Origin of the sequence: Delftia tsuruhatensis NBRC 16741, assembly GCF_001571325.1 — a bacterium.
GTDB classification, from domain to species: domain Bacteria; phylum Pseudomonadota; class Gammaproteobacteria; order Burkholderiales; family Burkholderiaceae_C; genus Comamonas; species Comamonas tsuruhatensis.
In genome coordinates this window covers 308,667-322,680 of sequence record NZ_BCTO01000010.1, presented here as the reverse complement: position 1 = coordinate 322,680, position 14,014 = coordinate 308,667, and the positions used below count along the sequence as shown (strand labels likewise).

Annotated in this window: 14 protein-coding genes; 7 read left to right on the top strand and 7 right to left on the bottom strand. The window is 66.3% G+C overall.

What is annotated here, in order from left to right:
- Positions 1-14: 14 nt before the first annotated feature.
- Complete coding sequence (gene rpmB, locus DTS01S_RS04515; RefSeq protein WP_012207163.1) at positions 15-248, top strand: 50S ribosomal protein L28; 234 nt, start codon at positions 15-17, stop codon at positions 246-248.
- A 20-nt stretch (positions 249-268) separates the two neighbouring features.
- The gene (gene rpmG, locus DTS01S_RS04510; protein WP_012207164.1) at positions 269-439 is read left to right on the top strand and encodes a 50S ribosomal protein L33; all 171 of its coding nucleotides are present in this window, start codon (positions 269-271) and stop codon (positions 437-439) included.
- Between the two features lie 66 nt (positions 440-505).
- Here rpmG and DTS01S_RS04505 read toward each other — a convergent pair whose 3' ends face one another.
- On the bottom strand, positions 506-1,990 hold the full coding sequence (locus DTS01S_RS04505; protein WP_016451100.1) for an aminotransferase-like domain-containing protein: 1,485 nt from the start codon (positions 1,988-1,990) through the stop codon (positions 506-508).
- A gap of 211 nt (positions 1,991-2,201) precedes the next feature.
- On the opposite strand from DTS01S_RS04505, the gene DTS01S_RS04500 reads away from it, so the two are divergent.
- Positions 2,202-2,570: a hypothetical protein gene (locus tag DTS01S_RS04500; RefSeq protein ID WP_017405191.1), complete on the top strand. Its 369-nt coding sequence runs from the start codon at positions 2,202-2,204 to the stop codon at positions 2,568-2,570.
- Here DTS01S_RS04500 and DTS01S_RS04495 read toward each other — a convergent pair.
- Together DTS01S_RS04495 and DTS01S_RS04490 are read right to left on the bottom strand one after the other, a co-directional pair.
- Positions 2,545-3,768, bottom strand: coding sequence for a DesA family fatty acid desaturase (locus DTS01S_RS04495; RefSeq protein ID WP_016451099.1), 1,224 nt, complete (start codon positions 3,766-3,768; stop codon positions 2,545-2,547). The two genes, DTS01S_RS04500 and DTS01S_RS04495, sit on opposite strands and share 26 nt — an antisense overlap.
- Positions 3,769-3,884: 116 nt before the next feature.
- Entirely contained in the window at positions 3,885-5,213 is a 1,329-nt protein-coding gene (locus tag DTS01S_RS04490) for an RsmB/NOP family class I SAM-dependent RNA methyltransferase (protein WP_017405190.1), read from the bottom strand.
- Positions 5,214-5,305: 92 nt separating this feature from the next.
- Here DTS01S_RS04490 and DTS01S_RS04485 point away from each other — a divergent pair, with 92 nt between their 5' ends.
- The gene (locus DTS01S_RS04485) at positions 5,306-5,578 is read left to right on the top strand and encodes a DUF1653 domain-containing protein (RefSeq protein WP_016445758.1); all 273 of its coding nucleotides are present in this window, start codon (positions 5,306-5,308) and stop codon (positions 5,576-5,578) included.
- A 7-nt stretch (positions 5,579-5,585) separates the two neighbouring features.
- Here the strand turns inward: DTS01S_RS04485 and purN are convergent, their stop codons facing one another.
- Positions 5,586-6,164: a phosphoribosylglycinamide formyltransferase gene (gene purN / locus DTS01S_RS04480; RefSeq protein WP_016445757.1), complete on the bottom strand. Its 579-nt coding sequence runs from the start codon at positions 6,162-6,164 to the stop codon at positions 5,586-5,588.
- Positions 6,165-6,260: 96 nt separating this feature from the next.
- Here purN and DTS01S_RS04475 point away from each other — a divergent pair, with 96 nt between their 5' ends.
- The 3 genes from DTS01S_RS04475 to DTS01S_RS04465 all read left to right on the top strand — a co-directional run bounded on the left by DTS01S_RS04475 (position 6,261) and on the right by DTS01S_RS04465 (position 9,417).
- Entirely contained in the window at positions 6,261-6,941 is a 681-nt protein-coding gene (locus tag DTS01S_RS04475) for a YceH family protein (protein ID WP_016445756.1), read from the top strand.
- A gap of 109 nt (positions 6,942-7,050) precedes the next feature.
- Complete coding sequence (locus DTS01S_RS04470; RefSeq protein WP_017405188.1) at positions 7,051-8,232, top strand: acyl-CoA dehydrogenase family protein; 1,182 nt, start codon at positions 7,051-7,053, stop codon at positions 8,230-8,232.
- A gap of 69 nt (positions 8,233-8,301) precedes the next feature.
- Positions 8,302-9,417 (top strand): acyl-CoA dehydrogenase family protein, encoded by a 1,116-nt coding sequence (locus DTS01S_RS04465; RefSeq protein ID WP_061287389.1) that lies wholly within the window; start codon positions 8,302-8,304, stop codon positions 9,415-9,417.
- 102 nt (positions 9,418-9,519) lie between these two features.
- On the opposite strand, the gene DTS01S_RS04460 is transcribed toward DTS01S_RS04465, so the two are convergent.
- The 3 genes from DTS01S_RS04460 to DTS01S_RS04450 form a co-directional block, all read right to left on the bottom strand.
- On the bottom strand, positions 9,520-10,467 hold the full coding sequence (locus tag DTS01S_RS04460) for a bestrophin family protein (RefSeq protein ID WP_016445753.1): 948 nt from the start codon (positions 10,465-10,467) through the stop codon (positions 9,520-9,522).
- A 124-nt stretch (positions 10,468-10,591) separates the two neighbouring features.
- The gene (locus tag DTS01S_RS04455; RefSeq protein ID WP_254787888.1) at positions 10,592-12,847 is read right to left on the bottom strand and encodes an IPTL-CTERM sorting domain-containing protein; all 2,256 of its coding nucleotides are present in this window, start codon (positions 12,845-12,847) and stop codon (positions 10,592-10,594) included.
- 407 nt (positions 12,848-13,254) lie between these two features.
- The gene (locus DTS01S_RS04450) at positions 13,255-13,956 is read right to left on the bottom strand and encodes a response regulator transcription factor (protein WP_016445751.1); all 702 of its coding nucleotides are present in this window, start codon (positions 13,954-13,956) and stop codon (positions 13,255-13,257) included.
- Between the last annotated feature and the right edge of the window lie 58 nt (positions 13,957-14,014).

Sequence of the window (14,014 nt, the reverse complement as noted above, 5' to 3'; positions counted from 1 at the left end):
ATCGGAGTGTCCTCATGGCACGCGTATGTGAAGTAACGGGCAAGAAGCCCATGGTGGGAAACAACGTTTCCCACGCCAACAACAAGACCAAGCGTCGTTTCCTGCCCAACCTGCAATACCGCCGTTTCTGGGTTGAGAGCGAAAACCGTTGGGTGCGCCTGCGCGTTTCCAGCGCTGCTCTGCGCCTGATCGACAAGAACGGTATCGACTCCGTGCTCGCAGACCTGCGTGCCCGTGGCCAAGCCTAAATCCCTCAAGGAGAAACACCATGGCTGCTAAAGGCGGACGCGAAAAGATCAAGCTGGAATCCACTGCAGGAACCGGCCACTTCTACACCACGACCAAGAACAAGAAGACAATGCCCGAGAAGATGGCGATCATGAAGTTTGATCCCAAGGCTCGCAAGCACGTCACGTACAAGGAAATCAAGCTGAAGTAATTCAGCCTGTCCCTGGTACCGACAAAGAAACCGCCCGGCGCAAGCCCGGCGGTTTTTTTGCGTCCCTCACCCGTGGCGCGCGGGCTGGCCCAGCTGCGCGCAGGCCATGGCGCCGAGATCGCGGCAGGCCTGCTCGACCACGCCATCCACGGGCAGGGTGCAGCCCAGGCGCATGCAGTGCTCGTAGCGGCCCGAGTTGGAGAACATGCTGCCCGGCGCCGTGCGTATGCCGCGCGCCAGCGCCTGCGTGAACAGCGCGGACGTGGACACGCCAGCCGGAAGCTCCAGCCACAGGCTGAGCCCGCCGGGCGGCAGGCTCAGCCGCGTTCCCAACGGGAAAAAGCGCGCCACCAGCTGCGCCATGCCCTCGCGCTGGCGCCGCAGCTGCTGCTTCAGGCGCTGCAGATTGCGCAGATGCGCGGGCGAGCCCACGCAGGCGGCCGCCAGCAACTGGGCCAGGGTCTGGGTCCCCCGGCTGCGCGCGAACTTGAGCATCTGCACACGGCCATGCCACTGGCCGGCGTTCATCCAGCCCTGGCGCAAGCCTGGCGCCATGCTCTTGTTGAAGGCCTCGCAATAGATCACATGTCCCGGCAGGCGGTCCCAGGCCTTGATGGGGCGCACGGGCTGGCTGCTTTCCACGAACAGGCCGTAGGAGTCGTCCTCGATCAGCGCCACGCCGTGGGCGGCGCACAGCTCGACCAGTCTGGCCTTGTGTTCATCGGGAATGCGCGTGCCCAGCGGCATCTGCAGCTCGGGCACGACCACCACGGCCTTCAGCCGGGGCTGGGTCTGCAGGGCCAGCTCCAGTGCCTCGAGGGACAGGCCGGTGCGCGGGCTGCAGGGAATCTCCAGCGCCTGCATCTGCAGCGACTCCACCACCTGCAGCAGGCCGTAGTAGGTCGGCGACTCCACGGCCACCACGTCGCCGGGCGAGGCCACGGCGGCCAGCGCCAGGCTCACAGCCTCGGAATTGCCCGTGGTCGCCAGCACATCGGCCGGTGCGACATGGATGCCCGCCGCCAGCGCGCGCCGCGCCATGGCCCGCTGGAAATCAGGGTGGCTGCCCATCATGGAACGCCCCAGCACCAGCAGATCGGGCTGCTCGCGCAGCAGCCGGGCAGCCGCCTGGTTCAGGTAGCCGCGATCGAACAGTTCCGGCGGCGGCGTGGCACCGCCCAGGTCCACCTGCACGTCGGCCTGGCGGCCGCGCTCCAGCATGAGCGAGATGTGCTCATTGATGCCCGCAAAGTGCTGTTGTGGCAACGGCTGCACGGGCTGGCTCAGATCCGGCTCGCTGGCAGGCGCCAGCCCTGCAGGCCGGGCATCGCGCACGAAGTAGCCCACGCGCGGGCGGGCCTCGAGCTGGCCCAGATCCTCCAGATGCCGCAGCGTCTGCAGCGCCGTGGACAGGCTGACCTCGTGGCGGCGCATCAGCTCGCGCACGGAAGGCATGCGCTCGCCCGCCTTGAGCGTGCCCATCTCCATGGCCAGGCTGTAGTCGGCCGCCAGGCGGCGGTACAGGGTGGGGGCGGCGCTTGCGGCGGTCATGGGCAGGATGGAAAACGGCTGGGGATGGAAGTGCTTGACCGAGATCTTGCCTCAAGGCCCTGTTACGCAACAGATACAGATCATCAAGCCATGCAGCAGAACAGAACATGGACTGCCTGCACTGCTGCGGCGCAACAAACCATAGGCTGTGCCTGTGCCAAAGAGGGCCGAATGCCTACGCTTGGGGCCTGGAACTACAGGACACAGACCCATGCACAACGCCCACACCCGCTCGTTCGAACTGCGCCATCTCGCCCCCGGAAACGACCTGTATCTGTCCATGCAGGAGGGCTGCGAGCTGTTCTGCCGCCAGGGCAGCCTGGAAATCAGCGTCCCGCAGCAGGTCTGGGCCGATGCAGCGCCGGGGCTGACCCTCAGGCTGCAGCCGGGCCAGGGCTGGCGCGCAGGCGCGGACCTGCGGATAAGAGTCCGCTCCGTGTCCCAGGCCACGGCAGGTCTGGAACTGCAGCCGAACCCCGCAGCAAAAAGCCGCATCGCCTCCGAAGAGAAGATGCGGCCCCGGGAATGGACGCTTGCCGGCTGGCTTCGCAGCTTCAGGCGTGGGCAGCGCGCAGCTTGACCGAGAACTCCTTGAGCGCGGCAATGCCGCTGGCCTCGGCGCGATGGCACCAGGCCTGCAGATGGGCCGTCAGCTGCTCGCGCGACAGCGAGGTGTTGAGCCACAGCTGGCGCAGCTCCTCGCGCATGACCAGCATCTGGTCCAGCACGGGATGGGCGGCGCGCGCCTGGGCCAGCTGGTCCTGCGCCTGGGCGGGCACCTTGTCGGCATCGCGGTGCAGCCAGCGGCGCGCCGTCCTGAGCAAGGACAGGTCGGCCTGCTGCGCCTTGCGCTGCTTGAGCGCATCGAGTTCGAACTGCACGGCGGCACGCACGCCGCGCGCATAGCGGGCCATGACCTCGTAGCGGTTGGCGATCACGGCCTCCAGCGTCTTTTCGTCGGCCACAGGCTTGATGGCGCCCATGACCAGCCTGGGCGGCGTTTTCTTGACCTTGGCCCAGCCGACCGCCTGCATCGCCCGGATGTAGGCCCAGCCCACATCGAACTCATAGCGCTTGACCGAGAACTTGGCCGAGGTCGGATAGGTGTGGTGGTTGTTATGCAGTTCCTCACCGCCGATGACCAGGCCCCAGGGCACGAGGTTGGTGCTGGCGTCCTGGGCCTCGAAGTTGCGGTAGCCCCAGAAATGGCCCAGGCCGTTGACCACGCCGGCAGCCCAGAACGGAATCCAGGCCATCTGCACGGCCCAGATGGTCAGTCCGATGGCGCCGAACAGCAGCACGTTGATGACCAGCATCAGAGAAGGACCCCAGATCGAATGCCGGCTGTAGAGATGGCGCTCGATCCAGTCGTCGGGCGTGCCGTGGCCGAACTTCCTGAGCGTCTCGGCGTTCTTGGCCTCTTCGCGGTACAGCTCCGCGCCCTGGCGCATCACGGTATCCAGCCCGCGCGTTTGCGGGCTGTGGGGATCGTCCTCGGTTTCGCACTTGGCGTGGTGCTTGCGGTGGATGGCCACCCACTCCTTGGTGACCATGCCCGTGCCCAACCACAACCAGAACCGGAAGAAATGCGAGGGCACCGGCCCCAGGTCCAGCGAACGATGGGCCTGGCAGCGGTGCAGGAAGATGGTGACGCCCGCAATCGTGACGTGGGTGGTGACCAGGGCATACAGCAGCAGCTGCCACCACGACAGCTGCCACAGGCCATGGGCCATCCAGTCCAGGGCAATATTCCAAACCGACGCGAAATCCACAGACATGACCCAAGCCTTTGCCAAAGCCGGCGCCCAATGGCACCGATGCCTCAATTTTAGGCGAGCCCCCCGTGAAGTCGTTCGGCAATCTCCCGCGATTTACAGCTTATTGCGTCTGCAAGTTACGGCTTCCGGGTCCAAACGGCGGCGAAAAACCCGTCCGTCTCATGGCGCTGGGGCCACAGGCGCAGGTACTGCGTGCCGGTCTCGCCGCCGCTGCACAGCACATCGCCCCGCTCCACCTTGAGCTGGGCCAGAAGTTCTCCGGCATCCATGGCCACGAAGTCAGAGTGCTCCGCTGCAAAGGCGTCGGCGATGGCTTCGTTTTCCTGGGGCAGGACCGAACAGGTGGCATAGACCAGGCGTCCGCCCGGCTTGACCAGCCGCGCAGCACTGGCCAGGATGGCCGCCTGCTTTTGCGTGAGCTCCTCGATGGCCTTGGCCGACTGGCGCCACTTGAGGTCGGGATTGCGGCGCAGCGTGCCCAGGCCCGAGCAGGGGGCATCAACCAGCACGCGGTCGATCTTTCCGGCCAGGCGCTTGACGCGGTCGTCGCGCTCATGGGCGATGGCCGCGGGGTGCACGTTCGACAGGCCCGAGCGCGCCAGGCGCGGCTTCAGGGCCTCGAGCCGGTGGCCCGAGACATCGAAGGCGTACAGACGCCCCGTGCTGCGCATCGAAGCACCAATGGCCAGGGTCTTGCCGCCTGCGCCTGCACAGAAATCGACCACCATTTCGCCGCGCTTGGCATCGAGCATCAGCGCCAGCAGTTGCGAGCCTTCGTCCTGCACCTCGATGGCACCGCGCGTGAAAGCGTCCATCCGGGCCAGCGCCGGCTTGCCCTGCACACGCAGGCCCCAGGGCGAGTAAGGCGTGGCTTCGGCGGCGATGCCGGCATCGGCCAGTTCCTTTTGCACATCGGCACGCTTGGCGTTCAGCGCATTGACGCGCAGATCCAGCGGCGCGGCCTGCTCCATGCTCTGGGCAAAGGCCCAGAAGTCATCGCCCAGTTGCTGCTGTAGCGGCGCGACCAGCCATTCGGGAAGGTTGTGGCGGTGCGGCTCCATCAGTTCGTCGGGACGCACGGCCTCGCAGGCGTCCAGCCATTGCAGCTCCTGCGGCGACAGCGCGGCGCGCACGAAGCTGCGTGCGTCCTTGACACCTTGCTCGGTCTTGCCAGCCACGCGGGCCAGTGCCTCCTGGCTGTGGGCAAAGCCCAAAATGGCCAGCCTGCGCTCACGCGAGCCGCTGCCAGAACGCGCCAGGCTCTCAAAAAGCAGCTTCTTGCGCAGCACGGTGTAGGCGGTCTCGGCCAGCGCAGCGCGCTCGCGCGGGCCCAGGTTGCGGTTTTCACGGAAAAAGCGTGACACCACGGCGTCGGCCGGGTGTTCGAAAGTCAGGGTGCGCTTGACCAGTTCGGCGCAGGCGTCGAGAAGCTGTTTGGGATGCATGGCCGCGATTGTCCCACTGCCTTGCAAATCCGAGAGGGGCGCAGGTCGGAACCCGGAGCAACGCCGGGCTGGCACGGCTACCATGGCGCCCCATGACCGATGACGACCTGCCCCCTCTGATTGCCACGCCCCCGGGCCTGTACCGCCACTACAAGGGCGCTCCCTACGAGGTGCTTGCCACCGTGCGCCACAGCGAAACGCGCGAGTCCATGACCCTGTACCGCGCGCTCTACGGCGAGCGCGGCCTGTGGGTGCGGCCGGCCGCCATGTTCAACGAAACCGTGGTCATCAACGGCGTGGAGCAGCCCCGCTTTGCACGCTGCCCCGAAGTGGAGCAGCAGGCCTTTCAGAGCGAAGGCCTGTGAGCAGACCCTAGCCCCGCATCAACTGCGCCACGGCGCGCGGGTAGATGATGTGCTCCTGCACCAGCACGCGCGCGGCCAGTGCCTGGGCCGTGTCGCCGGGCAGCACGGGCACCACGGCCTGCTCCAGGATGGGGCCCACATCCAGCTCGGCCGTCACGCGGTGCACGGTGCAGCCGGCGAAGCGGCAGCCTGCATCGATGGCCCGCTGGTGCGTGTGCAGGCCCGTGAAGGCGGGCAGCAGCGAGGGGTGGATGTTGATCATGCGACCTTCGTAATGCGCAACGAAGCCCGGCGTGAGGATGCGCATGAAGCCGGCAAGCACGACCAGCGCGGGCGCGTGCCGGTCGATCACCTGGGCCAGCTCGGCGTCGAAGGCCTCGCGGCTGGGGAACGGGCGGTGGTCCAGCACCTCGGTGGCAATGCCCTGCTCGCGCGCGAAAACCAGGCCCGAAGCCTCGGCCTTGTTGCTGACCACGGCGGCCACGCGGGCGCCATAACGCCGCGCCCAGTCCTGTTGCTGCGAAGCACGCACAATGGCAGCCATGTTCGAGCCGCCGCCCGAGATCAGGATCACGATATTTTTCATGGGCGGCGATTGTCGCACCGCGGGCCGCGCGGCCTGCGCCAGCCCCGGCAAGGCCCATGGCCCTGCCGGGCCTTGTCACCTCTTGCCCTCAGACCCATGCCATTCGATCCCCGCTCCACCCCCTTGACCGCCGTCGAAGCCCGCGTGCTGGCCACCCTGATGGAGAAGGCGCGTACCGTGCCCGACAGCTACCCGCTCACGCTCAACGCACTGGTGACGGGCTGCAACCAGAAAAGCAGCCGCGATCCGGTGATGGAAGTCAGCGAGGGCGAAGCCCAGGAAGCGCTGGACAGCCTGCGCCTGCGCACCATGTCCGTGCAGATCAGCAGCGCACGCGCCACGCGCTGGGAACACAACTTCCCGCGCGGCGTGGGTGTGCCCGACCAGAGCGCCGTGCTGCTGTCCCTGCTGATGCTGCGCGGCCCGCAGACGGCGGGCGAGCTGCGCATCAACTCCGAGCGCTGGCACCGCTTTGCCGACATCTCCTCGGTCGAGGCCTTCCTGGAAGAGCTGCGCGAGCGCAGCGAGGAAAAAGGCGGCCCGCTGGTCGTCCTGCTGCCCCGCGCGCCCGGCGCGCGCGAACAACGCTGGGCCCACCTGCTGTGCGGCCCCGTGGACGTGAACGCGATCGCCTCGGCCCCTGCGGCAGCAGGCGCACGCGGCGATGCCCTGGCCCAGCGCGTGGTCGATCTGGAAGCCCAGGTACGCCAGCTGCAGGCACGTCTGGCACATGTCTACGCCCAGCTGGGTCTGGAAGAACCCGATCAGCCTGCCTGATATCCGGCGGCCGTGAAGCCATCAGGGATTGCCATAGGTTGTCACGCCCTGGACAGTTCAAAAAAGAACGCGCGTGCTACAAAAGCCGGGATTGAAGGAGACACAGTCCATGGACCTGGCATTTACCCCTGAAGAACAGTCCTTTCGCGAGGAAGTCCGCGCCTGGGTGCGGGCCAACCTGCCCCAGGACATCGCGCACAAGGTGCGCCATTCGCTGCGCCTGACGCGCGACGACCTGCAGAACTGGGCCAAGATTCTTGGCAAGAAAGGCTGGCTGGGCTACGGCTGGCCCAAGCAGTTCGGCGGACCCGGCTGGAACGCCGTGCAAAAGCACCTGTTCGAGGAGGAATGTGCCCTGGCCTGCGCGCCGCGCATCATTCCCTTCGGCCCCGTGATGGTGGCGCCCGTGATCATGGCCTACGGCACGCCCGAGCAGCAGCAGCGCTTTCTGCCCGGCATTGCCAGCGGTGAAGTGTGGTGGAGCCAGGGCTACTCGGAGCCGGGCTCGGGCTCGGACCTGGCCAGCGTCAAGACCCGCGCCGAGCGCGTGGGCGACAAGTACATCGTCAACGGCCAGAAGACCTGGACCACGCTGGGCCAGTACGGCGAATGGATCTTCTGCCTGGTGCGCACCAGCAACGAGGGCAAGCCCCAGACCGGCATCAGCTTCCTGCTGGTGGACATGAAGAGCCCTGGCGTGACCGTGCGCCCGATCAAGCTGCTGGACGGCGAGTGCGAGGTCAACGAGGTCTTCTTCGACAATGTGGAAGTGCCGGCCGAGAACCTGATCGGCGAGGAGAACAAGGGCTGGACCTACGCCAAGCACCTGCTCAGCCACGAGCGTACCAACATCGCCGATGTGAACCGCGCCAAGCGCGAGCTGGAACGCCTCAAGCGCATCGCCAAGGCCGAAGGCGTCTATGAGGACCAGCGTTTCCGCGACGAGATCGCCAAGCTCGAAGTCGACGTGGTGGCGCTGGAGATGCTGGTGCTGCGCGTGCTGTCGGCCGAGAAATCGGGCAAGAACCCGCTGGACATCGCCGGCCTGCTCAAGATCAAGGGCAGTGAAATCCAGCAGCGCTACTCCGAGCTGATGATGCTGGCCGCAGGCCCCTTCAGCCTGCCCTTCATCGAAGAAGCCATGGAAGCCGGCTGGCAGGGCGACTTCCCCGGCGGCGTGGCGGACAACGCGCCGCTGGCATCGACCTATTTCAACATGCGCAAGACGACGATCTACGGCGGCTCCAACGAGGTCCAGAGAAACATCGTCGCTCAGACGGTGCTGGGCTGATTTTGGCTGGAGTTTCGCTGACCCCAGAAGTGCGCCGGACGCGCTTCGATCAGCTTCGGGAGACAGAAAATGGACTTTGATTTTTCGGATGACCAGCAGCAACTGCGCGACGCGGTGCGCCGCTGGGTGGACAAGGGCTACACCTTCGAGCGCCGCCGCTCCATCGTCGAGGCGGGCGGCTTCTCGCGCGAGGCCTGGGGCGAGCTGGCCGAACTGGGCCTGACGGCACTGACCGTGCCCGAGGAGCACGGCGGCCTGGGCCAGGGCGCCACCGACGTGATGGTGGTGATGGAAGAGCTGGGCCGCGGCCTGGTGATGGAGCCGCTGGCACAGGCCTTCGTGGCATCCAGCGTGCTCGGCCAGCATGCCGACGCCTCCGTGGCAGGCCAGTGGCTGCCGCGCGTGGCCAGCGGCGAGGCCCTGGTCGTGCTGGCACACCAGGAGCGCCAGGCCCGTTACCGGCTCGACGTCTGCGCAGCCACGGCCGGCAAGAGCGGCAGCGGCTACACGGTGGATGCCACCAAGAGCGTGGTGCCCGCAGGCGACGCGGCCGATGCCTTCCTGGTGCCGGCCCAGCTGGACGGCAAGATCGCCCTCTTCCTGGTGGAGCGCGGCGCCAGCGGCGTCAGCACCCAGGGCTACCGGACCCAGGATGGCAGCCGCGCCGCCGAGCTGCGCTGCCAGGCGACCCCCGCCACGCTGGTGACGACCGATGGCCTGGCCGCCCTGACGCTGGCCCAGGACGTGGCCAACGCCGCCCTGTGCGCCGAAGGCGTGGGCGCCATGGAGCAGACACTGAAGCTCACCACCGAGTACATGAACCAGCGCAAGCAGTTCAACACGGTGATCGCCAGCTTCCAGGCCCTGCGCCACCGCGTGGCGGACATGAAGATGCAGCTGGAGCTGGCCCGCTCCATGAGCTACTACGCCAGCCTCAAGATGAACACGCCCGAGGCCGAGCGCCACGTGGCCATCGCGCGCGCCAAGGTCCAGCTGGGCCAGTCGCTGCGCTATGTGGGCCAGCAGTCGGTGCAGCTGCACGGCGGCATCGGCGTGACCGACGAGTACGCAGGCAGCCACTACTTCAAGCGCCTGACGCAGATGGAGATGACGGGTGGGGACACGCTGCACCATCTGGGCATCGTGTCCGGGAAGATGCAGGACACGGCCGGCGTGTTTGCCTGAGCCTCGGGTCCCGCTTCAGACCACCAGGCCCCGCAGGAAACTGCGGGGCTTTTTCATGGGCTTTTCATGGGCCTTTGCTTTTTCCCATGCTTGCCCGCCGCCTCAGGTCAGCCTGTAGCCCTCGGGCCTGAGCGGCGCGGGCAGATCCGTCTCGCCCAGCGTGCGGCCCAGGCTGATCTCGATGGAGCGGCAGATGGTGTCCAGCGGCAGGTCGTTGCTCTCCAGGCCAAAGGGCTCTTCGAGTTCATCGCCAAGGGCGTCGAGCCCATAGAAGGTGTAGGCCACGATGGCCACGACGAAAGGCGTCATGAACCCGGTCGTGTCCACCAGGCCGAACGGCAGCAGAAAGCAGTACATATAGGCCGTGCGGTGCAGCAGCAGCGCATACGAGAACGGCATGGGCGTGTTGCGTATGCGCTCGCACGAGGCGGCAGCGGCCGTCATGCGTGTGAAGGTCTTGTCCATGGACGCGGCCAGGCAGGGCTCCATCTCGCCACGGCGCACACACTGCGCCAGGTCATGCCCCATGGACATCATCAGTGCGTCGCAGCGCTGCTCCAGCGGCAGGGCCTGGATTTGGCGCCATTCCCTGTCCACGAGCCAGCGGCCGGCTTCGGCATCGTCGTGCAGGCCCCGCAGCTGGGACCGCAGCGAATGCGCGAAGGCAACAGCCCGGTGCACCATGCGCACGCGCACGTCGCTGTCGCGGCGCCGGGGATCGGGCACCGTGTCCAGCGCAATCAGGCTCTGGCACTGGCGCGCCAGCGTGCGCGCGCAGATCACCATCTCTCCCCAGAGCTTGCGCCCTTCCCAGTAGCGGTCGTAGGCGGTGTTGTTGCGAAACCCCAGGAAGATGGCCAGCGGCAGGCCGATCAGCGTGAAGGGGATGGGCGTCACCGTGATCTTCACGTCGAAGAGATTGCCGTGCACCAGGGTGATGATGGCGGCAAACACGATGTTCACGAGCAGCGTGACCTGGATGCGCTGGAGCACCGAGCCCCGCAAAATCAGAAACAGCCTGAGGCCGGCGGGGCGATCACGGACGATCATGGGGCGAATGCTAGGTATAAACCCTTATTCGATCACATATTGAGCATGTCAATGGGCTGCGGCCATGCTCCGAACCAAAAAAAAGGCGCCCCGAAGGACGCCCTGCGTCACGACCGGTTGCCGGTCACAGCGCGTTGAAGCGGCGGCGGCGCACCATGCCCCAGCCCATGATGCCCATCAAGCCGGACATCAGGATCAGGCCCCATTCGGAGAGGGTGGGGATGGAGGCGGGCGATACGGCCACGGCCACCGCGCGGGAAGCCGTGTTGTTGGCCGGGTTGGCATCTCCGGTCGCACCGGTACTGCCCGTCAGTGCCACCGCCCCCACGGAGCTGGGCGTTCCGCTGACCGTGCAGGTCACGCTGGCGCCCGCAGGCACGGCATCCCCTGCGGACCAGGCTGCATTGGAGGGGCTGATGCGGCAAGCGCCCTGGCTGACGCCAGGCGGCAGTCCCGTGACTGCGCACGAGGTGCCTGCCGATGCATCGGCCGAGCCCTGGTTCTTGCAGACAAAACGGCCGCTGTAGGGCGTGCCGGCAGTGAACGCGGTCGGCAGGCCGCTCAGATCGACGCCCATGTCGGGCACTGCAACGGTGGACACATTCATGGTCGCGGTGTTGTTTGCCGCATTCGAATCATCCGTTGCGCCCGTGGTGCCCGTGACCGTGGACGAACCTGCGGCCGTGGGCGTACCGCTCACCTGGCAGGTGACCGTGGCTCCCACCGGCACCGCATTGCCCGCCACCCACGCGGCATTGCCGGGGCTGATGGAGCATGCGCCTTGTGTCACGCCAGCCGGCAGGCCGGAGACGGCGCAGGAGGTGCCGCTCACGGCGTTGGCCAGGCCCTGGTTGCTGCAGGTGAAGCTGCCGCTATAGGGAATGTTCAGCGGCGAGGTGGGGGGCAGTCCGCTCAGATTGACCTGCATGTCCGGCGCTGTGGTGACCGCGATGTTCGACGTGGTCGTGTTGTTGCCCGGGGTCAGGTCGTTGTCGCCGCCCGTGGTCACCGTGACCGTCGAGCTGCCGCCTGGACCCGTCGGTGTGCCGGAGACCTGGCAGACCACCGTCTTGCCCGCAGGCACCACGGCGGGCTGCATCCAGGCCGCGCCGTCTATCGTGCATTGGCCTGCCGTCACGCCAGGAGGCAGACCGGAGGCATCGCAGATAGCCTGGCCTGCGCTGGCTGCACCATCGTTCTTGCAGGAGAAGCTGCCGGTGTAGGGGACGCCGACCACGGCGGTGGGCGGGAGTCCGGAGACATCAGGCACCATGTCGCTGCTCGCCGCGGGAGCCAGCAATTGGGTCTGCACCATGGCACCGAGCAGGGTCGAGGTCAGGTCGCCTCCGATGGTGTAGTTGCCGTTGTTGATCTGGTCTGACGGCGTGCCCGCAGGAACCTTCACGGTCATCGTGAACGTGCCCGACTGCCCGGGAGCCAGGGTCCCAAAGTCGCACTGGGCAGGATCTGAACTGCCCACGGCCGGGGCCGTGCAAGCGCCGCCGTCGCCGGCCAGCGACACGAACGTGGTCGGACTGATGCCCGCATCCGTGCCCACGGGCATGGCGGGCGTGACCTTCACGTTGTTCACCGGGGTGCTGCCGTTGTTCGTATAGGTGTAGGTATAGGTGATCTCCGTGCCGTCCGCCTTGGGCGCGCTGACAGGCCCGGACGCGCTGATCCACAGGGTCTTGGGCAAGGTCGTGCCGAAGTTGTCAACGTACAGATGGCCTGCGTGGCCACCGGCACTGCAGGCCGAGGCCACGGCCTGCAGCCTGACCTTGTCGCCTACCCGCAGGTAGGCATTGCCAGGAGCGACATCGTAGGCCTGGGGGTCGGTGTAGTTCTGGATGGCACCGCCCTTGTCGGTAAAGGTCTTCCAGGGTGCCCCCGGCTCGCCGCCGTAGTGGTATTTGAAGAACAACTCCTGGGGTGAGCCCGTCAGATCCGTGGCGGTCTGGGCGTCATAGGTCTTGACCAGCGAGATGGCAAAGTAGGGGCGATCCTCGCCTCCGTGATTGCTGGCGTACTCAAGCACGGGCGCCGCGACAAATCGGATGTGGATCTTGCCGTCCTGGTCGATGTCATCCGCAGTCAGCGTCACTTCCTGGGTGATGGAACTTGCCGTATTGACCTGCTGGGTCCAGCCGGCGAGTCCCCCCGTGACCTTGCTGGACCGAGGTATCACGTTGCTGGCTGGGATGGCGCTGTTCGCCTTGAGGTTGATGCGGGCAGAGTGGGAGCCTGCCAAAGTCAGTTTGAGGGCGGACTGGCCGGCGTCACCCCGGAACAGGACTTCGTCTGCAGCGCCTTCCGAGCCGCTGGCGATTTCGACCAGATGGGACTTGGTGCCAGGTGGCTGCAGGCGCAACTCGCTCAAGCGCTTCGGATTGGCCTGGGTGCCATTGTTGGTCCAGGCCTGGGGGGTCCAGCCAGTCAGGTCCCCTGCCTCGAAGTCCCCATTCAGAAATGCCGCCTGCGCAACTGCACCCACCATTGCCAGGGTGCCGGCTGCAACCAGACTTCTGGCCTGCCTCCAGGCCTTCATGCGCGGCCCTGTGGGCCGGATATGCAAACTCTGTCTCGCCATACCATTCCTCTCTTCATGTGTGTTTGATCACGGATGAAAACCCCGACGGCCCACGCCGCCGGCTTGCGCACACCGCCAGCACCAAGCCGCCCAATCACGCGCACGCGCTTTTGCAGCAAAAAAATGGGCGAACGAATCCCTTCCGCATGCCCGGACGGCAGCGGTTCAAAAAGCTGAAATGGAGAAGAAAAAGGCGCCTAAGGCACGAACACCAGCCCTCGACCGAACACGGCCCTCACCGGCAGGGCCAGCCCGGAGATATCCAGGGTCTTGCGGCGAAGCCGCGTCAACTGCGATTCAATGCGATGAAAACCGTCATCCACATCGGCATAGCCCATGGCCTCGATCAGGGTCTGCTTGGACACCATGGTCCCGGGGGTTGCCATCAGGCAGCCGAGCAATTCCAGCTCGCGGCTGGTCAGGGCAATGATCTGGTGGTTGGGTGCGACCATGCAGGCCGACAGGGGGTCAAGGCGCCAGGTCAGGAATGGGGCGGACGCCCTGCCCGGCTGACCGGTGTTGCGGCGAAGCTGGGAGCGGATGCCGGCCACCAGCTCGTTCATGTCGGTGGGCTTGACGAAGTACTGCAGGGCGCCGGCATTGAGGCCGGCAATGCGGCTGTCCAGATCGCCGCGTGCCGTGAGCACCACCACGGGGATCTCCTGCTCGGCCAGGCGCTTGACCAGGCTCAGCCCGTCCTCGCCGGGCAGACCCAGGTCGACGACGACCAGATCTGCCTTCTCGCGCAGTAGCTTTATGTAGAAGTCTTCTGCAGAATCCGTGCCCCAGGCATGCAGGCCAGACTTTGTTAAAAATCGACACACATTGATACGAATATCCTCGTCGTCCTCTACGACGGCGACGGTGAACTCGATCGATGGCTCTAGTGTCTGCTGCATGATGTTTGCCTATTGGTGCGCGGATTTTCATTGGGGTGAACGTCCGCCGCCATGCACG